The 19,850-nt window shown below is 72.8% G+C and carries 18 protein-coding genes; 6 read left to right on the top strand and 12 right to left on the bottom strand.

Translation table 11 applies throughout. From position 1 onward, the window contains the following. Positions 1-118: 118 nt before the first annotated feature. Positions 119-2,545: a substrate-binding domain-containing protein gene (locus WMF26_RS35790; RefSeq protein ID WP_437996379.1), complete on the top strand. Its 2,427-nt coding sequence runs from the start codon at positions 119-121 to the stop codon at positions 2,543-2,545. Between the two features lie 42 nt (positions 2,546-2,587). On the opposite strand, the gene WMF26_RS35785 is transcribed toward WMF26_RS35790, so the two are convergent. After that, positions 2,588-2,959: a DUF1801 domain-containing protein gene (locus tag WMF26_RS35785; protein WP_437996378.1), complete on the bottom strand. Its 372-nt coding sequence runs from the start codon at positions 2,957-2,959 to the stop codon at positions 2,588-2,590. Between the two features lie 21 nt (positions 2,960-2,980). Then, positions 2,981-4,387, bottom strand: coding sequence for an NAD-dependent succinate-semialdehyde dehydrogenase (locus WMF26_RS35780; protein WP_437332744.1), 1,407 nt, complete (start codon positions 4,385-4,387; stop codon positions 2,981-2,983). A gap of 239 nt (positions 4,388-4,626) precedes the next feature. On the opposite strand from WMF26_RS35780, the gene WMF26_RS35775 reads away from it, so the two are divergent. From WMF26_RS35775 to WMF26_RS35765, 3 genes are read left to right on the top strand one after another with little or no spacing between them, the layout of a single operon-like run. Next, positions 4,627-5,634: a hypothetical protein gene (locus tag WMF26_RS35775; RefSeq protein WP_437996377.1), complete on the top strand. Its 1,008-nt coding sequence runs from the start codon at positions 4,627-4,629 to the stop codon at positions 5,632-5,634. Then, positions 5,631-6,377: a metallophosphoesterase family protein gene (locus WMF26_RS35770; RefSeq protein WP_437996376.1), complete on the top strand. Its 747-nt coding sequence runs from the start codon at positions 5,631-5,633 to the stop codon at positions 6,375-6,377. Before WMF26_RS35775 ends, WMF26_RS35770 begins: the two co-directional genes overlap by 4 nt. A 37-nt stretch (positions 6,378-6,414) precedes the next feature. Further along, positions 6,415-6,909 (top strand): metallophosphoesterase family protein, encoded by a 495-nt coding sequence (locus tag WMF26_RS35765; protein ID WP_437996375.1) that lies wholly within the window; start codon positions 6,415-6,417, stop codon positions 6,907-6,909. Positions 6,910-7,239: 330 nt separating this feature from the next. Here WMF26_RS35765 and WMF26_RS35760 read toward each other — a convergent pair whose 3' ends face one another. From WMF26_RS35760 to WMF26_RS35735, 6 genes are all read right to left on the bottom strand, one after another. Continuing rightward, the gene (locus WMF26_RS35760) at positions 7,240-8,076 is read right to left on the bottom strand and encodes an alpha/beta hydrolase (RefSeq protein ID WP_437996374.1); all 837 of its coding nucleotides are present in this window, start codon (positions 8,074-8,076) and stop codon (positions 7,240-7,242) included. A 127-nt stretch (positions 8,077-8,203) separates the two neighbouring features. Then, positions 8,204-9,019 (bottom strand): metallophosphoesterase family protein, encoded by an 816-nt coding sequence (locus WMF26_RS35755; protein ID WP_437996373.1) that lies wholly within the window; start codon positions 9,017-9,019, stop codon positions 8,204-8,206. 116 nt (positions 9,020-9,135) lie between these two features. Beyond that, positions 9,136-9,681 (bottom strand): hypothetical protein, encoded by a 546-nt coding sequence (locus WMF26_RS35750; RefSeq protein WP_437996372.1) that lies wholly within the window; start codon positions 9,679-9,681, stop codon positions 9,136-9,138. A 98-nt stretch (positions 9,682-9,779) separates the two neighbouring features. Then, complete coding sequence (locus tag WMF26_RS35745; RefSeq protein WP_061622658.1) at positions 9,780-10,247, bottom strand: peroxiredoxin; 468 nt, start codon at positions 10,245-10,247, stop codon at positions 9,780-9,782. 110 nt (positions 10,248-10,357) lie between these two features. Continuing rightward, positions 10,358-11,566 (bottom strand): serine/threonine protein kinase, encoded by a 1,209-nt coding sequence (locus WMF26_RS35740; RefSeq protein ID WP_437996371.1) that lies wholly within the window; start codon positions 11,564-11,566, stop codon positions 10,358-10,360. Positions 11,567-11,664: 98 nt separating this feature from the next. Then, a complete protein-coding gene (locus tag WMF26_RS35735; RefSeq protein WP_437996370.1) occupies positions 11,665-13,122 on the bottom strand; it encodes a hypothetical protein in 1,458 nt (485 codons plus the stop codon). A 131-nt stretch (positions 13,123-13,253) separates the two neighbouring features. On the opposite strand from WMF26_RS35735, the gene WMF26_RS35730 reads away from it, so the two are divergent. Continuing rightward, positions 13,254-13,988 (top strand): hypothetical protein, encoded by a 735-nt coding sequence (locus WMF26_RS35730; RefSeq protein WP_437996369.1) that lies wholly within the window; start codon positions 13,254-13,256, stop codon positions 13,986-13,988. Positions 13,989-14,044: 56 nt separating this feature from the next. Here the strand turns inward: WMF26_RS35730 and WMF26_RS35725 are convergent, their stop codons facing one another. The 4 genes from WMF26_RS35725 to recA form a co-directional block, all read right to left on the bottom strand. Further along, positions 14,045-15,016 (bottom strand): HDIG domain-containing metalloprotein, encoded by a 972-nt coding sequence (locus WMF26_RS35725; RefSeq protein ID WP_437996368.1) that lies wholly within the window; start codon positions 15,014-15,016, stop codon positions 14,045-14,047. Between the two features lie 188 nt (positions 15,017-15,204). Continuing rightward, positions 15,205-15,978, bottom strand: coding sequence for a hypothetical protein (locus WMF26_RS35720; RefSeq protein ID WP_437996367.1), 774 nt, complete (start codon positions 15,976-15,978; stop codon positions 15,205-15,207). A gap of 401 nt (positions 15,979-16,379) precedes the next feature. After that, positions 16,380-16,877, bottom strand: a complete 498-nt coding sequence (gene sixA / locus WMF26_RS35715) for a phosphohistidine phosphatase SixA (RefSeq protein WP_437996366.1) — start codon at positions 16,875-16,877, stop codon at positions 16,380-16,382. A 17-nt stretch (positions 16,878-16,894) separates the two neighbouring features. Further along, positions 16,895-18,073 carry a recombinase RecA gene (gene recA / locus WMF26_RS35710; protein ID WP_437996365.1) on the bottom strand — a complete coding sequence of 393 codons (1,179 nt, stop codon included), beginning with the start codon at positions 18,071-18,073 and terminating at the stop codon, positions 16,895-16,897. A gap of 376 nt (positions 18,074-18,449) precedes the next feature. Here recA and WMF26_RS35705 point away from each other — a divergent pair, with 376 nt between their 5' ends. After that, entirely contained in the window at positions 18,450-19,814 is a 1,365-nt protein-coding gene (locus WMF26_RS35705) for a serine/threonine-protein kinase (RefSeq protein WP_437996364.1), read from the top strand. Positions 19,815-19,850 lie beyond the last annotated feature (36 nt).

The raw sequence follows: 19,850 nt of genomic DNA, 5'->3' as shown, positions 1-19,850 counted from the left end.
GCGGTACGGTGCTCTCATCGTCTCCGCTTGACAAGCACGAGGCCGCTCGCGCCTGCTAGCGCAGCGCCCCTCGCATCGCGCGCGGCGGGCGACCGGGTGACCGGCTGAACGGATCTGCATGAATACCGGACTCGATGTTTTCTCGACGCTCCACCACCTGGTGCAGCGCGCCATGGCCAGCCTCCCGGGCGCGCAGCGCGGCGGCCTGCTGGTGCGCGCGGGACGGCGGCTCGCGTACACGGCGACCGTGGGGCTCGACGGCATCCTGCCGGGCAAGCTGCGCACGCCGTCGGACGGTGGGCTGCTGAGCGCGTCGGCGCCGTTCGGTCCGGCCGCCGCGCCCGAGGCGGCGCGCGGCCCGTGCCTCGTCCCCGCGGCCGCGTGGTACCGGGCGCACCTGCCCGAGGTCGCGGAGCGGCCCGGCTGGCCGCCCGAGGGCGCGTACGTGCAGGTCGTGCCGGTGCCCCTGTTCGGAGGGCCGGGCGCCTACCTCGCGCTGGAGCAGCCGGACGACGCGCCGCTCTCGGGCCCGTACCGCGCGCTCGTGGAGTCGGTCGCGGAGAGCGCGGGCGCCGCGCTCGAGCGGCGCGGCCTGTTCGAGGAGAAGGCGCAGGTCGCCCAGGAGCTGCGCCTGCTCGAGGAGGTGCTGAGCTCCGTCGCCGAGTCGGTCGACCTCGTGGAGCTCATCGAGACGCTCGCGGACGGCATCCGGAGCGTGCAGACGGGCCCGCGCTGGGGCACGATCGACCTCGCCATCCTGGAGGACGCGGGGCGCGAGCCCGCGGCGGACGCGCGGCGCACGCTGCGCCTCTACAAGGCCCCTCGCCGGCCGATGACGGCGTACTGGAACAACGTGCGCGATGGCGCGCTGGCCGCGGGGCGGGATCTGCGGGTGGCGGTGGGGTTCAGGAGCGGGATGGGCGCCGACCCCGCGTCGCAGGAGGCGCTGTTCGAGGAAGGGCTCCGCCGGGGCGTGAAGGGCATCGCCGTCGCGCCGATCGATCCGGCCGCGCTCGAGCCGCTCATCCGCCGCGCGGTCGCCGCGGGCGTCGCGGTGGTCGCGATCGACTCGCCGACCGTGCAGGGCAGCGCGGCCCCGGTCTACATCGGGACCGACAACCGGGCCGCCGGCAGGCTCGCGGGCGAGGTGATGCTGCGGCTCCTGCCGCAGGGCGGCCTGGTCGTGACCCAGGCCGCCTCCTTCGCCGTGTCCAACGCGGGCGAGCGCCTCGAGGGCTTCCGCGAGGCCGTCGCCGGCTCGGCGATCCGCATCGGCGCGCCCCTCGAGAACCACTTCGACCCCGCGCGCGGGATCGAGCTCGCCACCTCCGCGCTGCGCGACGACCCCGAGATCGCCGGCGCGTTCGGGGTGTGCAGCGAGAACGGCCCGAGCTTCGGCGCGGCCTCGGTGACGCTCGGCCGGTCCGGGGATCTCAAGCTCGTCGCCTTCGACCTCATCACGCCCACGGTCGCCATGCTCCAGGACGGCGTGATCCACGCCGCGGTCGTGCAGCGCGAGTACGACATGGGGTACCGCGGCGTGCAGGTGCTCTACGACATGGCCACGCGCGGCGTCGAGGCGGCGCTCGAGGCCCTGCCGGCGTCGCGCTTCATCGACACGGGCCTCGACGTCGTGACGGTCGAGCGCACGCCGTTCTCGGTGGCGCTCTCGGATCACCTCGCCATGAGCTCCGCCCGCCGGATCACGAACCGCCGGCTGGGCGCGTCGGGCCGCGGGCGGCCGCTCGAGTTTCTGGTGATCGGCATGGCCGAGCGCGAGAGCCTCGTCGACGACGAGCGCGCGCCGGTCGTGGAGGACTCCCTCGTGGGCCGGGTGATGAGCTCGTGCAGCTCGCTCGTCATCGACACCGCGTCGAGCGAGTACCAGCACTTCAGCGACGTCGTCGAGGCCCGCTGGAACGGCGCGCGCACGCTGGTCGGCGTGCCGCTGCTCTCCCGGGAGGCGGTCCTCGGGGTCCTCATGCTGAGCAGCCCGCGGCCCGACGCGTGCTCGGCGAACGACCTGGCGCTGATCGAGCGCGTGGCCTCCGTGGCGGCGGTCGTGCTCGAGAACGCGCGGCTCCTCTCGCGGATCAAGGAGCGGACGCGGGAGCTCGAGTCGCTGAGCCGCCGCCAGGAGGCGCTCCTCGACACGATCGCCGCGATGTCGAGCCCGGCCGTGCCGATCGCGCCCGGCGTCCTCGTCATGCCGATCGTCGGCACGCTGGACGCGCAGCGCTCCGGCCGCTTCATCGAGGCGATGCTGCAGGAGATCTCCGAGCACAAGGCGCGCGCCGTGATCATCGACGTGACCGGCATGGCGGTCGTCGACGCGAGCGCGGCGAGCCACATCGCGCAGGCGGCGCGCGCCGCCGCGATGCTCGGGTCCGAGGTCGTGCTCGTCGGGATCGCGCCGGAGGCGGCGCGGCTCATGGTGGATCAGGGGCTCGACCTCGGGGGCATCGTCACCCGCTCCACGCTGGAGCTCGGGTTCTCGTACGCGCTGGGCAAGACCGGCGGGCGGGTGGTCTACCGGCGCTCCTGAGCCGCGGCGCCCGCCGCCCTCGCGCCGCGCGGCCCCGCGCGGTCAGCGGTCCCGGCGGAGCTCGACGGCGGCCGTGACCAGCGCGGCGATCTTGGCGACGTCCACGTCCTTGGCCGAGCGGATATGGACGTTCCTGGCCCGCTTGGCGTCGCCGGTGAGCAGGCCGCCCGGATCGGGCAGCTCGGCGCCGTGCTCGAAGCCGAGGTTCACGCCGAAGCGCTGCGGGGCGAGCCAGCAGATCTGGTGGTTGTGCGCGTCGCCCATGCGGAAGCTGATGATCCGCCAGCCTGGATAGACGTGCTCGTGCACGTCGGGGATGATGCGGAGGAGCAGCTTGCGCACGCGCAAGGTCAGCTGCTGCGCTGCGGGAGGATACTCGCTCAGCAGAGCGGTTACGGCCGGATCGTCGGACACGATCTACTCCGTCTACTCGGTCTACTCGGTTGCTGGCAGGCCCCTCGGCCGTTCGTCCTTCGCGATCCAGACGGTCTTGATGTTCACGAACTCGCGCAGACCGTACGACGAGAGCTCGCGGCCGTGGCCGGACATCTTGACCCCGCCGAACGGCAGCCGCGGGTCGGACACGACCATCCCGTTGATGAACACCTGGCCGGCCTCGAGCTCGTCGATGAGGCGCTCGCGCTCCTGGGGGTCGCGGGTCCAGGCGCTCGCCCCGAGGCCGAACCGGGTGGAGTTCGCCATGTGGATGGCCTCGTCGAGGTCGGCGACGCGGAAGACGGCGGCCACCGGGCCGAAGAGCTCGTCGTCGGCCGCCGGGGAGGGGCTCCGGACGTCGGTGAGCACGGTCGGCGGGAAGTAGTTGCCCGGCCCCTTCAGCCGCTTGCCGCCGGTGAGCAGGAGCGCGCCCGCGGCCACCGAGGCCCGCACCTGCTCCTCGAGCTCCGCGGCGATCTGCGCCGTGGCGAGCGGCCCGACGTCGACCGACGGGTCCATCGGATCGCCCACCCGGAGGCGCCGCATGGCCGCGACGAAGCGCTGCTCGAACTCCGGCACGACCGACTCGTGCACGATGAAGCGCTTCGCCGCGATGCAGGACTGGCCGTTGTTGATGATGCGCGCCTTGATCGCGGTCCCGACGGCGGCGTTGAGGTCGGCGCTCGGCAGGACGATGAACGGATCGCTGCCGCCGAGCTCCAGCACCACCTTCTTGAGGTGCTTGCCCGCGTGGGCGCCGACGCTGCGCCCCGCGTTCTCGCTGCCGGTGAGCGTCGCGGCCGCGACGCGCGGGTCGGCGAGCAGGCGCGGCACCACGTCGGTCCCGGTGAGCAGCGCCTGGAAGGCGCCCTCCGGGAAGCCGGCCCGGCGGAGGATGTCCTCGATGGCGAGCGCGCAGCGGGGGACGTTCGACGCGTGCTTGAGGAGGCCGACGTTGCCGGCGACGAGCGCCGGCGCGGCGAACCGGAAGACCTGCCAGAACGGGAAGTTCCACGGCATGATGGCGAGCACCGGGCCGAGCGGGTGGAACGCCACGTAGCTCTTGCCGGCGTCGGTGGCGACCTCCTCGGGGGCGAGCAGGCGCTCGGCGTTGTCGGCGTAGTAGCGGCACACGGTCGCGCACTTCTGGGCCTCGGCGACGGCGGAGCCGATGGTCTTGCCCATCTCGAGCGTCATGAGCCGCCCGAGCTGCTCCTTCTCGGCCTCCAGGATCTCGGCGGCCCGGCGGAGCTTTTGGGCGCGCTCGGCGACCGGGGTCTGCCGGAAGCTGCGGAACGTGGCGTGCGCGCGCGCCACCTTCTGCTCCAGCGCCGCCGACGAGAGGGGCTCGAAGGTCTCGAGCGTCTCTCCCGTCGCTGGATTGATCGTCGCGATCGCGGTGTTCACGGATGTGCCTCCTCTTCGAGCTTCGAGCGCCGGGGGGGCCGCGCCCCGTCTCCTGCCAGCCGAGAGCGCGCCGAGCGATCCCGGCAGGCGAGCTTGAGCCAGACCTGCCTCTTCTTGCAATGGTCAGCGAGGACGAACCCGCCTCTGTTCCCGCTGCCGCGTCGATGCGTCGTCCGCGAGCGCAGGGTGGGGGCGGAGGGGGGTCGCCATCGCACGTCCTGTTCATTACGCAGAGCGGGATGGCCCGCAGCGGATCCCCTGCCGTCTTCGACGCGGAGCGCGCGGGTTCAGCCCGGGCGACGCGGGCCGGCGAGCGCGCGGCGCTCGCCCCGCCAGCCGCTGACGACGCCGCCGGCCTGCTGTCCCGCGCGGGCGAGCTGGAGGTGAGGGTAAGGGCGCTGGAGTCGCTCCTGTGCGCCGGCGTGCCCTTCATGGTGGCGGGGGCGTATGCCTTCTTTGCGTACACCGGCATCTTCCGGGACACGAAGGATCTCGACGTGATGCTGGAGGAGCGGGAGGTGCCGGCGGCGTTCAGGGCGCTCGAGCGGGTCGGCTTCGAGACGTCGCTGCTCGACCCGCGGTGGATCGGGAAGGCGTATGCCGGCGATCGCTTCATCGATCTCATCTTCTCGTCGAGCAACGGCCTGGCCGTGGTGGACGGCGGCTGGTTCGAGCACGCGCGCCCGGCGACGATCCTCGGGCACTCCTGTCTGATCGCGCCGGTCGAGGAGATCATCTTCACGAAGGCGTTCGTGGACGAGCGGGAGCGGTACGACGGGGCCGACGTGAACCACCTCATCTACGCGTGCGGCGACGAGATGGACTGGGAGCGGCTCCTCGACCGGTTCGGCCCGCACTGGGAGGTCCTGTTCGCGCACGTCACGCTGTACCGCTTCGTCTATCCCGGCGCGCGGAGCCGGGTGCCCGAGTGGCTCGTCGCGGAGCTCTGCCGGCGCACGCTGGAGCAGTCGCGGGCCGGCGACGCGCCGCTCCGGGTCTGCCGGGGGAACCTGATCAGCCGGCGGCAGTACGCGCACGATTACGAGAAGCTCGGGCTCGTGGCTGCGCCCGCCGGCCCCGCGCCCGAGGCGGCGCTGGGGTTGCCGTGCCGGAAGCGCCGGCGGTCCGGGGCGGCGCGGCGGCGCGTCGGCAACGCGGGGGCGCAGGTCCGCGAGGGGGCGCCCTGCGGCGCGGATCGTCTGGGGGCGGAGGTCGAGGCGGCGCGGCTCCGCAAGCCGGGATCATGAGCGCCGTCGCCGGGGGCAGCGGGGATCACGGCAAGCGGCGCGTCGCGGCGGCCTCGGACCTGCATTGCCGGCCGGAGCACGGCGGCAGGATGCGCGAGCTCGTGCGGGCGGTGAACGCGGAGGCCGAGCTGCTCGTCCTGTGCGGCGATCTCACCGATCGCGGCCACCCCGAGGAGGCGAAGGTGCTGGCCGACGCGCTCTCCGGGCTGTCGGTGCCGTGCGCCGCGGTGCTCGGCAACCACGATCTCGACCGCGGCGCGGGCGCCGAGGTCACGAGGCTCCTCGGCGACGCGGGCGTCGAGGTGCTCGACGGGGATCACCTGATCCTGCGCGACGACATCGGGGTTGCGGGCGTGAAGGGGTTCATGGGCGGGTTCGGGAGCGCGACGCTGCAGGCGTTCGGCGAGGGCCCGCTCAAGGCCTTTGTCCAGGAGGCCGTGACCGAGGCGCTGAAGCTCGAGGCGGCGCTGTCGCAGCTCGACAGCGACAAGCGGATCGTGATCATGCATTACACGCCGATCCCGGAGACGACGGTCGGCGAGAACGTGGAGATAAGGCCTTTCCTTGGGACGAGCCGGCTGGTCGCGCCGATCGATCTGTACGGCGCCGACGTCGTGTTCCACGGCCACGCGCACCATGGGGCGCTCGAGGGGCGCACGCCGAGGGGGACGCCGGTCTACAACGTGGCCATGCCGCTGCTCAGGAAGCTCACCGGGCGATCGTTCCTCGTTATGGAGGTGTGAGGGACGCGCGCCGGATGGAGTCTCCTCTTGGGTCCTCATGACGAAGCGACGAGCGCAGCGGGAGCACCGGATCGGGGTCATCTCCGACACGCACGGCCTGGTGCGACCGGAGGCGCTGGCCGCGCTCGCGGGCTCGGAGCTGATCGTGCACGCGGGCGACGTCGGCGGCCCCGAGGTGCTCGCCGCGCTCGCGGCGATCGCGCCCGTGACGGCGGTGCGCGGCAACAACGATCGCGGGCGCTGGGCGGACGGCTTGCCGGAGCGGGCGACGGTGCGGGTCTCGGGCGCGACCCTGCTTGTGCTGCACGACGTCAAGGAGCTCGGTCCGGACGACGGCGCGGCGGGGTATGCGGCGGTGGTGGCGGGGCACTCGCACCGGCCGGGGATCCGGGAGCAGGGCGGCGTGCTCTTCCTGAATCCCGGGAGCGCGGGGCCGCGCCGCTTCAAGCTGCCGCTGTCGGTCGCCCGGCTGATCGTGCGGGGCGCCGCGGTGACGGCCGAGATCGTGCCGCTCGAAATCGCGTCCCCTTAGAGCGGTTTTCGCTCGGGCTCCTGCAGACGTCTTCCGTCTTCCGTCTTCCGTCTTCCGTCTTCCGTCTTCCGTCTTCCGTCTTCCGTGCTCGTCCTTCGTGCGCGTGCGCGTGCGCGATTCCCCGGAGTCAACGCGCACGCGCACGCGCACGGAGGACGGAGACGAGAGACGGAGACGAGAGACGGAGACGAGAGACGGAGACGAGAGACGGAGACGAGAGACGGAGACGAGAGACGGAGACGAGAGACGGAGACGAGAGACGAGAGACGGAGACGAGAGACGAGAGACGAGCGGCGGACGACGGCGTATCAGTCCCAGCTGAAAACCGCTCTATGAGCGCCGGCCTCCGTGCTTCTGCAGGAAGTCGCGAATCGCGCCGAAATAGGCCGGCGCGAAGAGGAGGATATCGTTGTGCCCGGCGCCATTGATGAGGCAGAGCTCCTTCTTCTCGTGCGGGACGGCCGCGTGGTTCTCGCGGGCGTGGAACGGCGGGAGCAGGCTGTCGTGCGCGCCATGCAGCGTGAGGACGGGGATCTCGACGCGCTTCAGGAGCTCCGGGTTGGAGAAGCGGTGGTGCGCCTCGTCGCGCAGGTCGCCGAGCTCGATCTGGAAGAGGGCGAGGAGGTGCCGGACGTCGCTGAAGCCGCTCTCGAGGATCAGCGCGCGGTAGGCGTGGCCGCGCTCGCTGGCGATGCGCGACGCGGGCGAGCTGCCGAGCGAGCGCCCGAAGAGCAGCGGCGCGGGCGGCCGGTCGAGGCCAGCGGCGCGGCTCTTCTCGGCGAGCTCCCGCTCGAAGAAGTCGGCGACCTTCGCCGGGTCGTCGTGGAGCGAGCGCAGCGTCGGTCGGCCGCCGCTCCAGCCGTAGCCACGGTAATCGACGATGAAGAGGTTGAGCCCGATGTCCCGCCACATCTCGGCGATGTCGTCGTAGTCGGGGATGGTCTCGCCATTGCCATGGAAGGCGAGCACGGTCGGGTTCTTCGGGTCGGCGAGGTGCCATCGCGCCCCGACGGCGACGCCGGGGCCGACGGGGATGTCGTAGTCCCTCGCGCCGCCCCGCGGGCTCTTCGGCACCTGCCTGGGATAGAAGACGCCGGCGGCGTCAGGGCTCGCTTCGAGCGCGCGGAGGAGGGAGTCGAGCTGGCTGTCGGGATCGTTCGTCGGCATGGATGACCGGTTCCGTGGAGGTCGGTGGGGGCGGCGGGCGTGTGAGGATACGTCGCGGCGTGGCCGGACGGTATGCGTGGCGACGTCCGCGAGGGCGGCAGGGCGCGCGCCGCGGCTGGATGGCGGCCTAGGTGGCCACGATCACGCCCTGCACCGCGGGCTCGCCGTACTCGGCGCCGCCGGTGCGTACGACGAGGTTCGGGAGGATCTCCGCCACGCCGGCGCCGTGGGTATGGCCGCAGAGCACCTCGATCCTTCGCTCCGGGTGCCGCTCGGCGGCCTCGCGGATCGCCTCGCCTGCGGCCTTGCAGGTGAAGTGCGGGAGCCAATCGTCGTTGGAGATCTGACCTTCATGCCAGCAGGCCTCCTTGAACGGCGGGACGTGCGTGGCCACGATCACGCGCCCGTACCGCTCGAGGGCTTCGGGCAGGACGCGGCGGAGGTACGCCGCGGCCTCGTCGCCGAGGCGATGCAGGGTTTCTCTCCGGCGATTCCGATCGAGGGAGGCGAGCTCCTTGATGAGCACGTAATCGTTGAGCGACACGGGCGACCTCTCATAATTGCCGAGGCGGGCGTCGGCCCAGCCGTCGTGGCCGACGAGGGCGGTGTCCGGGCCGAGCTCGAGCGGTGGGATCGACGGGAGCCACCTCAGCCACGGGGAGGTGGCGGAGAGCTCGGCGGCCTCGGCGCGCACGGCGGCGATGCTCCCGCGGTAGAAGTCGTGGTTGCCAAGGACGAAGTAGAGCGGGCGCTCGATGGCCCGGGCGACGGTCTCGAGGAGGGGGCGGAGGCTCGCGGCCTCGGCGATGTCGCCGGTGAAGAGGACGGCGTCGCAGGCCGTGGCGGCGAGGGTCGCGCAGAAGCCGGCGAGATCCTCGCGAGAGAGGAAGTTGAGGTGGACGTCGGTCGCCCAGGCGAGGCGGAGCGGGGTCGGCGCGGGCATGGTGCAGGGTAGCCCCGCCGGGGAACGGGCGGAAGCAGGCCGGCGTGTCGTGGTGACGCCGGCGGATAACTCGCTCGGCGCTCCTGCGGGGGAAAGGACCGGGGCGCTCCGGCCGGCTACTCTTCGCTGTCCTCGTCCACCACCGGCACGAGCTCGATGTCGACCTCCTGAGGAACGAAGTCCTCGCATTCGTCGCTCATGACGGGCGTGAGCGTCTGCGCGAACTCCTGGTAGCCTGTCCCCGAGATCTCCACCCGCGTCACCCCTGCGGTCCACAGCTCGCAGACGAGCTCCTCCAGCGCATCGGGGGGAGGCTTCGCGCGATCGACGGCGCACACCACGTTGGCCTCGTCGAGCGTCTTCCAGGTGCTCGGGTCGTTCAGGACGAAGGTCGGTTCCTCGGCCGCGCTCCACGCCACGTGAACGGCGGTGTCCGACGGGACGGGGGCGCCTCTCGCGCGCACCGCGATGGTGAACATCGCCTGTCGCGGCCCCATCGGGCAGCCGTCGGCGCCGCCCATGCCCGAGCCGCCGTCCCCGCCGCCCCCTGGGGCCTTGCAGGCGCCTGCGGAGGCGGCGGTCGCGAGCGCCGCCGCGGCGAGCGCCGCGCAGGCCGTGAACGATAGGGCTCGACCTGGCGCGAGGGGAAGGCGTGCAGCCACGAAGGCGAGAGGGTAGGGGGGCGACGCTGGCAAATCCAGCGAGAGCAGGGTTTGTGCAGGACGTCCGCCCGAGCGCCGCGGCGCGGGCGCTCTCCAGCTCAGGCCTGGGCCTTGAGCTCCGCGATGTCCTTGAGGAGCGCCTGCTCGTGACCGTCGGGCTTCACCTTCAGGTACGTCTTCCGCAGCACGCCCTGCGGATCGACGACGAAGGTCGTCCGGTCCCAGTAGAAGTTGCCCTTCCACTCGCTCTGCCCGACGCCCGCGGCCTTGAGGAGCTCGTGCTTCGTGTCGGCGAGCAGATCGATGGTGAACGAGAACTTGTCGCAGAAGCTCTTGTGCGACGCGACGTCGTCCTCGCTCACGCCGACCACGGCGACGTTGGCCTTGTCGAAGTCCTCCTTGGAGGCCGTGAACGACTTGCCCTGGATGGTGCAACCCGGCGTGTCGTCCTTCGGATAGAAATAGACGACGAGCCATTTGCCCGCGAAGTCCTCGAGCTTCACGGTCTTGCCGTCCTGGTTCGGCAGGGCGAACCGCGGGAACGGCTTTCCAATCTCAACGCTCATCTTCTCTTTGCCTTTGGCTGTGGGCCGGAGGTCGGCGCCTCCTGGCCGGTGATGGTCCTGATGTGGTGGAGCGGTGCCGCCCGGGCAATCCTCCCGCCGCCCGCGCCGGATCAGCGCGGGATGAGCCCCCGGAACCAGGCCGCCACCGACGAGGAGGACTCGTCCTGGTGGAGCGACTCCGGCCCTTCCAGCTCGTCGGCGAGCCCGCCGAGCGGCCCCTCGCTGCGCGGGGGGTGCGAGCTCGAGTGGGTCTGCCCGTGGAGCAGGCTCGTGGACCCGTCCAGGGTGGGCAGCAGGTTGAGGCCGCTGCCGCTCGAGGTCGGCTCCTTCGTGAGCGACTTGAACTCGAGGAGCATCATGTCGATGAGCTCGGCGATCTTCTGCGTCCCGTCGACCGCCCGCGCCGGCCCGCCCTTGGCGTGCTCCACCAGCGCGGCCACGTCGTCCTCGCTCACCGGGCGGCCGAAGCGGTAGAGGAAGCGGGTGAGGTCGCGCCCGAGCTCGCGCGCCGTGTGGTAGCGGGCCGTCGGATCGCGGGCGAGCGCGCGGCGGATGATCTGCTCGAGCTCGCGCGGCACCTCGCCGTTGATCTGCTGGAGCGAGGGGACCACCGCGTCGCGCACGAGCCGCACCGTGATGTAGTCGGAGTCGCCGAGGAAGAGCCGGCGCCCGGCGAGCATCTCCCAGAGGATGATCCCGAGCGCGAAGATGTCGACGCGCTGGTCGACGCCCTGCTCGAGCACCGTCTCCGGCGCCAGGTAGCCGAACTTCCCCTTGATGATGCCCGCGTCGCTCTCGGCGAGCTGGCTCGACGCCTTCGCGAGCCCGAAGTCCACGATCTTCACCTCGCCGTAGCGGGTGATGAGCACGTTCGCCGGGGTGATGTCCCGGTGCACGATCTGGAGCGGCTTTCCGTCCGCGGTCGCGAGCTCGTGCGCGTAGGCGAGGCCCTGGCACATCTTCGCGGCCATGAACGCGGCGACCTCGACGCTCATCGGCCGGCCCACCTTCTTCTGGTGCTCGAGGAGGGCCCGGAGGTCGGCGCCGTCGACGTACTCCATGACGATGAAGTAGGTCCCGTCGCCGACGCCGATGTCGAACACCGACACGACGTTCGAGTGCGAGAGGTGCGCCGAGAGGCGCGCCTCGTCGAGGAACATCGCGATGAACTGCTCCTTCTTGCTGAGCTGCGGCAAGACGCGCTTGATCGCGACCTGCTTCTTGAACCCCTCGATCCCCGCGCTCTCGGCGACGAAGACCTCCGCCATGCCGCCGGAGGCGAGGCGCTTGATGACCCGGTACCGCTGCTGCTCGGACATGCCCTGTCTGTCGTCCTCCCGCCCCGTCCCGTCGGGTGTCCAGTCTAGCGGCTCGGGGCCGGCGGCGGATGAAATCCATGCGCCGCGCGCGCCCCCGGTCACCGGAACGTGGCGAGCGCAGCGACCGCCGCGAAGGAGAGCCCGACGAGCGCGGCGAGCGCGAGCACCGACAGGACCGGCTCCGCCCGCACGGTGGCGAGCAGCCGGCCGCGATCTTCCCTGGACAGCGGCGCCCCGTCGGCTCCGTCCTCCCCCTCGCCGCCCGACGCTGCGGCGAGGTGCGCCGCGAGGCGCCGCCGCGCGGTCCGGGCGCGGAGCGCGAGCAGGAGCATCTCGGCGACCCCGGCGGCGCCGAGCACCACCAGGCCGGCGCGCCGCGCCCGCGAGGCGCGGGCCCGCTCGCGCGCCTCGGCCGCCGGCACCCCGTCCGCGAGCAGCGCCACGCGCCGCGGCGCGATCGGGCTCGCGGCGGGCGAGAGCGGCCAGGCGACCGTGCCCGCGCCTTGCTCGTACGGGTCGCTCGCGACGACCGCCCATCCAGCGTCGCCGGGCGGCGGCCCGTCCGGGAGCGCCAGCGTCCCCGAGAAGAAGCCTCCACCATCGGCCGCGAGCGGGACCACCGCCCCGAACAGGCGACCGTGCCCGCCTCCGATCGAGACGTAGGCGTAGGGCTTCGGCGCCGGCGAGGTGAGCCGTAGCTCTGGCCGCTCGCCCGCGAGGCCGGCCGGGTCGAGCCAGATCGCGCCTGGGATCACGGGCAGCCTCCCTTCCCAGGAGCCGCTCGCGCCCCGCGCCCCGGGCGGCGCCGCGCTCCCGGGGCGCGCCGCGCGCAGCGTGAGCTCGACGGTGTGCGCCAGCGGCCTGATCGTGAGCTCCGCGGCGCCCCGCGCGTCGGCGGTGATCTGCGCCGGCCCGCTGTCCTGCCCCCCGAGCTCCGCCCCGACGGTGCTCGCCTCCACGCGCGCCCCTGGCACGGGCGCTCCGTCCTCCGTCTCGACCGCGACGCGCACCGGCTCCGGGAACGGCGCGGCCATGGCGCCCCGCGCGACCGTGACCCGCAGGCGGAGCTCCCCGTGCGCCGCGCCGGGCAGCGCGCTCGCGTGCGCCGCGCCGGGCAGCGCGCTCGCGTGCGCCGCGCCGGGCAGCGCGCTCGCCTCCGCGGGGAGCGGGGGCGAGAGCGGCACCTCCTGCTCCAGGAGCGCGTCGCCGCCCCGCCGGATCCGCACCACGACCGGCGCCTTCAGCCCGCCGCCTGCGCGCAGCAGCGCCTCGCCGATCCCGTCCTTTCCGGTCGAGCCGCTCCATCCCGCGAGCGGCGCCCCCCCGGACGTCGCGCTCACCTCGATCGCCGGCAGCACCGCCGGATCGTCGGCGCCGTGGAGCCGGCGTACCCCTTCGACGCGGAGCGCGAGGGCCGCGCTCCCGGCGACGGGGGCGCCCCACACCCGCACGCCGGTGGCCATGCGCTGCGCGCCGGGTCCCAGGAACACGAGCGCGGCGAGCCCGATGCTGAGCGCGGGCAGGACGTAGGTCGCCGCGTCGGGCATCGATCTCATGGTCGTCCCAGCATACCTCTCCGTCCCTGCCGCGCGGGCGAGCCTCGGGTCAGGCTGGCTGCCCGTGCGGACCGCTGGTGGTGTGCCGAGCCCCTTTGCGTCCGGGCGTCTCCTCCGATAGGAAGCCGCCGATGGCAGCCGACAGACCGGTGAAGCGCAAGCGCAAGGGCTCGGGGTCCACGGGGCAGGGTGGCGAGGTGCTCCTCCGGCAGCGGACCGATCCGCGGAGCGAGCGTCGTTTCGAGCCCAAGGCGTCGCTCGAGCTAGCCCTCACCTTGCTCGGCATGTCCGTCGCGGCGCTCCTTGCCGGCGCGGGCGTTTACGGCCAGTGGTTCCGGGGCGAGGAGGCGGGCGCGCACCCTGCTGCTCCGTACCTGCTCGTCGGTGCGCTCCTCCTCGGCGCCGCGGCGGGCCTGTTCGGGCAGTGGTCGCTGAAGCCCGTCCGCGTCGGCGATGCCGGCGTGGCGCTCGAGAACGGGCCTGGCGAGATCGAGCGCATCGGCTGGAGCGAGGTCACCGGCCTGCTGCTGTCGGAGTCGGCGCTCACGGTCCAGGGCGGCGGCACGGTGATCGCCATCCCGCTGCGCGCGCATCTCGCAGCGGCGTCCCGCGTCCTTTCGGAGGCGAGGAAGCGCATCCCCGGCCGCGTCGCCGGCATCAAGGAGGACGCCCTGCCTGCGCCCGACGACGCCGCCGGCGAGGTGCGCCCGCTGGAGCCGCCCCAGGTGGCCGGCCTTCACTGCAAGGCCACGGACAAGCTCATCGCCTTCGAGGCCGACGCCCGCCTCTGCGGCCGCTGCGGCGAGCTCTACCACAAGGACGGCGTCCCTCCCCGCTGCGTCACCTGCGAAGCCTTGCTGCGTTGAGCGAGCGGCGGTCGCCCGCCGCTCTGCGTCGCACCCCGCCCGCGCGCCGCCGACCCTCAGAGCCCGAAGCGCGCCGCGTTGTCCCGGAGGAACGCGATGTACACGTCCGCCTCCTGGTGCGACGGCACCTCGTCCGCCTCGACCGCCTGCTCCAGCGCCCGCTTGACCTCGCCCACACGACGCGACGGCGGCAGCCCGAACGCCTGCATGATGGCGTCGCCGATGCCGCTCGGCAGCGGCGGCACCACCGCGTCCTCGGCCTGGACATGCAGCACCCGCTCGGCCAGGTCGTTGATCTGCTTCAGCCCCTTCCGCTTCTTCTCGGGCCGCTTCGTCGTGATGTCCGCCCGCGACAGGTCGAGCACGTCGTTCAGGCAGCCGCCCATCTCCTTCGCGAAGCGCCGCACCGCGCTGTCGGTCCACGACGGGTCGTACTGGCTCGCCCGCAGGTGGTGCAGGATGAGGAAGCGGATGCTGCCCTTCAGCGCCTCCTCCTTCGAGAACAGCGGCAGCCGCCGGTCGATCTTGTCGAACATGCGCGCGCCGACCTCGGCGTGACCGAAGAAATGGACCTCCCCCGTCGGCGAGATGGTGCGCGTCCTCGTCTTGCCGATGTCATGGAGCAGCGCCGCCCAGCGGACCTCGAGCCTCGGCACCGCCTGACGCACCACCTGCTTCGTGTGCTTCCAGACGTCCTTGTGGCGCCACTCCCCGTCGCCGAACCCCACCATCGCCTCGACCTCGGGCAGCATCGCCGCCAGGGCGCCCGACTCGAGCAGGGCGTCGAGCCCGGCCTCGGCGTCGTCGCTCATCATGATCCGGTCGAGCAGCTTGCGGACGTCGGGCAGGTAGATCGCCGCCGCCGCCTTGAAGTCGGCGGGGCGCCCCGAGATCGCCCGGGTCGAGGGGCGTGGCTCCGCGGCCGCCTCGGGCTGCGCGGGCTCGGCCCGCTCTGCTCGCTGAACGGCCCACTCGAGCGCCTCCATCGCCCGCTTCGGGCTCGCTTCCTGGGTGAGAATCTCCTGCACGCTGTCCTTCCACACTTTCGAGGTTACGGGATCGCCCGCGGCGCGCCGGTCGCGCGGCCCGCACGGGGGTCCGCCGGTTTAGAGCCAGCCGGTACTCCGCGCAATGGTTCGTCGCTCGGCGCCGGTTCGTCCGCGTCGCGCGTCGCGCGTCGCGTCGGAGCGCGCGCAGGTCCGCCGGAGACGGCGCGTCAGGTGCGGAGGAGCCTGCCCACGTGGTCCCTCTCCCACGCGAGGGAGCGCTCGTAGTCGCGGAAGAGCCGCTCGCGGGCGAGGAACTGGGGCGGGTGGAGCATCCGGCGCCCGTTGCCGTGGCTCGCGGGCATCACGTGATGGAGCATCTCGTGGTAGATGACGTAGGAGATGAAGTAGCGGGGGACCCAGGGCCGGTCGAGCACCGGGTGGATGCGGATCAGCCGCTCCACCGCCGAGTAGCTCCCGAGCTTGATGGTGCGCCGCGGCTTCCGCGCCTTGGTCCGCTTGCCCCAGGTGATCAGCGCGTCGACCACGCCGCCGAAGTACGTGTGGTTCACCTTCTGGAACAGGGTCAGCAGATCGTGCGTCCGCCCCTGCGTCGAGAGCGGCGTGCTCACCGGCCGGCTCGCCCGGATGCGATGGCCGTTCTCGTCGATGTACCGGCCGACGAGGAGCGACGCGGCCCGGTCCTGGTTCACCACGTACCGGACGAGCGCATCCTGAACGACCGCCGGCGCGTCCAGGAACATGTGGTGGACGCGCGCCTGCAGGATCCCCTCCCGCAGCGAGGAGGAGATCATCTGCCGGTAGTTGTCGGTCACCGAGAGGAGCACCGGCCGCTTCTGGGCCAGCTCCAGGCGCCGGACGAGCGCCTGGCGCGCCCCCTCGTGCACGTAGATCTGCGGCTGGCCCGACGGCAGGGCGATGTCGAGCGGATGGTGGCGGGGGTCGGGCACCCGGACGACGGCCCGCGAAACGCGCGGCCACAAGGAAGAGGATGCTGCGCCCTTCCCACCGCTGCGCGACAGACGGCCTGGAGGGGGTTGAGCGAAGGGGAAGACCATCTGTCCCGCCATCTCAATCCTCCTTATTTGGGCGTATTCTCGGGTGGGATCCTTGTCAAGCGAGCGGCCGAAATCATCGAAATCATTCGGATTTGTGATTACGTAAGCAGGGGGCCGGCCCCGCCTGCGGGGGTGCGGCGGGGGCCCTGGCCGCCGCCCGCCCGCGATCTGGATTTCCACCGCAAATTCATGGACTTGCCTGGGCCCTCACGGCGCGGCGACGAGCCGCTCCGGTCGAGCCGGCTCGGGTCGCGCAGCCTTCCGCCTCGGACGCGTACGTCTGCTCCCGCTCCATCCGATGACACGGCGCGCGCGGCGCGTCCTCGCTAGGCGAGCTCGCGCGGGTCGAGGATCCGCACCACGCGCCAGCGGTCCTGCGCGCGCGGGTCGGGCTCGAGGGCGACGATCAGGGCCGTGGTGAAGGCGCGGAGGACCAGGCCGGGCGCGCCCCGGCCGGATGCGTCGACGAGCGTCCGGACGAGGTGCTCTACGTTCGGCTGGTGCCCGACCAGGAGCGCGTCGGCCCCGCCTCGGGCGAGCGCCGCGACGAGCGCGAGCGGCAGGTCGGCGTCGACCGAGAGCTCGTCCCGGATCTCGACCTCCGGCGCGCCGCAGCGGGGCGCCACGATCTCGGCGGTCTCGCGGGCGCGCGCCAGAGGGCTCGCGAGCACCCGCGAGAGCGGGGCGCCGCCCCGGACGCGGTGCAGCTCGATCGCGACCCGCTCGACGCGGTCGCGGCCCTCGGGGGTGAGAGTCCGGTCCGCGTCCCGTCCGCTCGCCGACCGGTCCTCCGCCGGGCCGTGCCGCATCACGTAGAGGTACATGGCGGTGGCGGCCCGCGTCAGTTCGTCTTGCCCGGGGCGCGCCGGGCGTCCTGGCCGGACGGGGCCGCCTCGCCGCGACCCTTCGCCTGCGCGGGGTGCTCGGCCGCGGCGGCTCCGCCCTTCGGGGCGGCGGCCGCGGCGCCGTTCGCCGCGGCGCTCCCGCCGGCGCGGGAGATGCCGTGCTTCGCGAGGACCATCGACTCGATCTTCTCGAGCACCGCCGGGTGCTGTTCGAGGTAGGAGCGGGCGTTCTCCCGGCCCTGGCCGATGCGCTCGCCCTGGAACGAGAACCAGGAGCCGCTCTTCTCGATGATGCTCGCCTCGGTCGCGAGGTCGATGACGTCGCCGCTGTGGCTGATGCCGTGGCCGTAGAGGATGTCGAACTCCACCTCGCGGAAGGGGGGAGCCATCTTGTTCTTCACGACCTTCACGCGGGTCCGGTTGCCGACGACCGCCGGCTCCTTGCCGCCCGCGGCCGCCTCCTTGATCGCGCCGATGCGACGGATGTCGAGCCGGACCGAGGCGTAGAACTTGAGGGCGTTGCCGCCGCTCGTCGTCTCGGGGCTGCCGAACATGACGCCGATCTTCATGCGGATCTGGTTGATGAACATCAGCAGGCACTGCGAGCGGGAGGTCGTCCCGGTCAGCTTGCGGAGCGCCTGGCTCATCAGCCGGGCCTGGAGGCCGACGTGGCTGTCGCCCATGTCGCCCTCGATCTCCGCCTTGGGGACGAGCGCGGCGACGGAGTCGACGACGATGATGTCGACGGCGTTCGAGCGGACCAGCATGTCGGCGATCTCGAGCGCCTGCTCGCCGTAGTCGGGCTGCGAGATGAGCAGCTCGTCGGTCTTCACGCCGAGCTTCTTGGCGTAGTTCACGTCGAGGGCGTGCTCGGCGTCGATGAACGCCGCCGTCCCGCCCGCCCGCTGGATGGCCGCGATGGCGTGGAGGGTGAGGGTCGTCTTGCCGCTCGACTCCGGCCCGTAGATCTCGACGATGCGTCCGCGCGGGTAGCCGCCGATGCCGAGGGCGATGTCCAGGCCGAGCGAGCCGCTCGGCACGGCCGCGACCTCGTCGTGCAGCGTCTGCCCGTCCTTGAGGCGCATGATCGCCCCTTTGCCGTACTCCTTCTCGACGCTCGCGATCGCGAGCTCCAGGGCGGCAGACTTCTGCTTGGTGTTCTTCTCGTCGCTCATGCGTACCTCGGGGCGGGGGGCCGAAGGGAGGGGGAGTCCGAAGGGGATCACGCTGCCGGATCCCCGACGTGCGGGGCAACAGTTTCCGGCAGCTTTACTGTCCGGTTGTTCAGGAAGCAAGACCCCCGCACCCCGGATAGGACCGAAAACGTCCGCGCGAGGGCACGGCCGGGCCGGGCCGGACGGGCGGCGCGCGCAGTTGCCGCGCCGGGCGCCGCGCCGGGCGCCGAGCCAGGACCGAGCCCGGGCGGACCGCCTCCGGACAGGGCGATGACGTCGCGGTCGGAAGCGCCGTTTCCCGGCTGCTGTGGAGTCTCACAAGCCGGGCAACAATCGTGATCGTCGCAGACCGGGAACCCTGGCGGACTCTTCATGTGTGGGCCACACCTTCCGCGTGGGGGGCGGGGGCCGCTTTTTCCCGGGGTTTTCCCTGGGCCGGTACGAGTTCGTCCTGCGGGTGGCCGCAGGCGAGACGGGGGAGGTCTGGGCGGGTCGGCTCAGGCGCGAGCACGGGTTTCAGAAGCTCTTTGCCATCAAGGTGCTTCACCCCGAGCTCTCGCCCGACCCCGACGCCGTGCGGATGTTCCTGGAGGAAGCCGCGCTCGCGGCGCGCATCCGGCACCCGAACGTGGTGCCCGTCGTGGATCTCGGCGAGGAGGGCGGCACCCTCTTCTATGTCATGGAGTGGGTCAGCGGCGAGCCCCTCTCGGCGGTGCTGCGCGCCGCGCGCGGGCGCCCGGCGCCGGTGCTCGCCGCGGCCCGGCTGGCGTACCAGATCTGCGCGGCGCTCGACGCGGCGCACGAGCTCCGGGACGAGGTCGGCAACCCCCGGGAGCTCCTTCACTACGACGTCTCGCCCGACAACGTCCTCATCACGTCCGAGGGGCTCGTCCGCCTCGTCGACTTCGGCATCGCGAAGTTCGAGGAGGAGCGGCTGTCGGAGCGCCGGCCTTCGCTCCGGGGCGACGGCGGGCGCGCCTTCGCCGCGGCGGCGGGCGGCGAGGGGGGCGCGCTCCTGTTCAGGAGCAGCGCGCCGTACATGGCGCCGGAGCACATCCGCGGGCAGCCGTGCGACCGGCGGGCCGATCTCTTCGGGGTGGGGGTGCTGCTCTACGAGCTCCTCTCGGGCGCGCACCCCTTCCAGGCCGACGACAGCGAGAGCACGATGACCCACATCGCGAGCGAGCGGCCCGCCGCGCCGCTGTCGTCGCGCGCCGTCCCGTCCCGCCGCGGGTTCGCCGAGCGGCTGAGCGCGGCGCCGCCGCCCGAGCCGATCCCGCCCGCGCTCGATCGCCTCGTCTCCGAGGCGCTCGCCAAGTCGCCCACCGCGCGCACCGCGACGGCCGCGCAGCTGATGCGCGCGCTCGAGGAGGCGGTCCCGGGCGCCGCGCACCCGGGCAACGACGCGCTGGTCGCCGGCTGGATCGGGCAGGTGCTCGGGAACGCGTCGCACCTCCGTACGCAGCAGCTGCGCGCCGCGCTCGAGTCGCTCGATCCGGGGGGCGGCGCGGCCGACGAGGCGGAGCCGCTGCCCGCCTGGCGGCGGTGGGCGCAGGCGGCGTGGGCGTTCGGGGCCGCCGTCCTCGGGGTCGCGCTCGCCGGGACCACGGCGGTGAAGGACAGCCCGCTGCCGCCGGCCTCGTTCACCGCGCCCGCCGGGCCGCGCGTGGACACCGCCGCGAGCAGCCTCGCCGCGCCCCCGCGCCGCCGGGGCGCGGCGACCACGCCGCACCGGCGATGAGCCAGCGCCGGCGCGAGGTCGCGCGCCGCCGAGGGA

The sequence above is a fragment of the Sorangium sp. So ce185 genome (genome assembly GCF_051526825.1).
Classification (GTDB): Bacteria; Myxococcota_A; Polyangia; order Polyangiales; family Polyangiaceae; genus Sorangium; species Sorangium cellulosum_D.
This window is presented reverse-complemented; position numbering and strand designations above follow the sequence as displayed.

What these genes read in the sequence shown, in the direction of transcription:
- WMF26_RS35790 (WP_437996379.1), top strand. Translation starts at nt 119, where the DNA reads ATGAATACCGGACTCGATGTTTTCTCGACGCTCCACCACCTGGTGCAG.
- WMF26_RS35775 (WP_437996377.1), top strand. Translation starts at nt 4,627, where the DNA reads ATGGCCCGCAGCGGATCCCCTGCCGTCTTCGACGCGGAGCGCGCGGGT.
- WMF26_RS35770 (WP_437996376.1), top strand. Translation starts at nt 5,631, where the DNA reads ATGAGCGCCGTCGCCGGGGGCAGCGGGGATCACGGCAAGCGGCGCGTC.
- WMF26_RS35765 (WP_437996375.1), top strand. Translation starts at nt 6,415, where the DNA reads ATGACGAAGCGACGAGCGCAGCGGGAGCACCGGATCGGGGTCATCTCC.
- WMF26_RS35760 (WP_437996374.1), bottom strand. Translation starts at nt 8,076, where the DNA reads ATGCCGACGAACGATCCCGACAGCCAGCTCGACTCCCTCCTCCGCGCG.
- WMF26_RS35755 (WP_437996373.1), bottom strand. Translation starts at nt 9,019, where the DNA reads ATGCCCGCGCCGACCCCGCTCCGCCTCGCCTGGGCGACCGACGTCCAC.
- WMF26_RS35745 (WP_061622658.1), bottom strand. Translation starts at nt 10,247, where the DNA reads ATGAGCGTTGAGATTGGAAAGCCGTTCCCGCGGTTCGCCCTGCCGAAC.
- WMF26_RS35740 (WP_437996371.1), bottom strand. Translation starts at nt 11,566, where the DNA reads ATGTCCGAGCAGCAGCGGTACCGGGTCATCAAGCGCCTCGCCTCCGGC.
- WMF26_RS35735 (WP_437996370.1), bottom strand. Translation starts at nt 13,122, where the DNA reads ATGAGATCGATGCCCGACGCGGCGACCTACGTCCTGCCCGCGCTCAGC.
- WMF26_RS35730 (WP_437996369.1), top strand. Translation starts at nt 13,254, where the DNA reads ATGGCAGCCGACAGACCGGTGAAGCGCAAGCGCAAGGGCTCGGGGTCC.
- sixA (WP_437996366.1), bottom strand. Translation starts at nt 16,877, where the DNA reads ATGTACCTCTACGTGATGCGGCACGGCCCGGCGGAGGACCGGTCGGCG.
- recA (WP_437996365.1), bottom strand. Translation starts at nt 18,073, where the DNA reads ATGAGCGACGAGAAGAACACCAAGCAGAAGTCTGCCGCCCTGGAGCTC.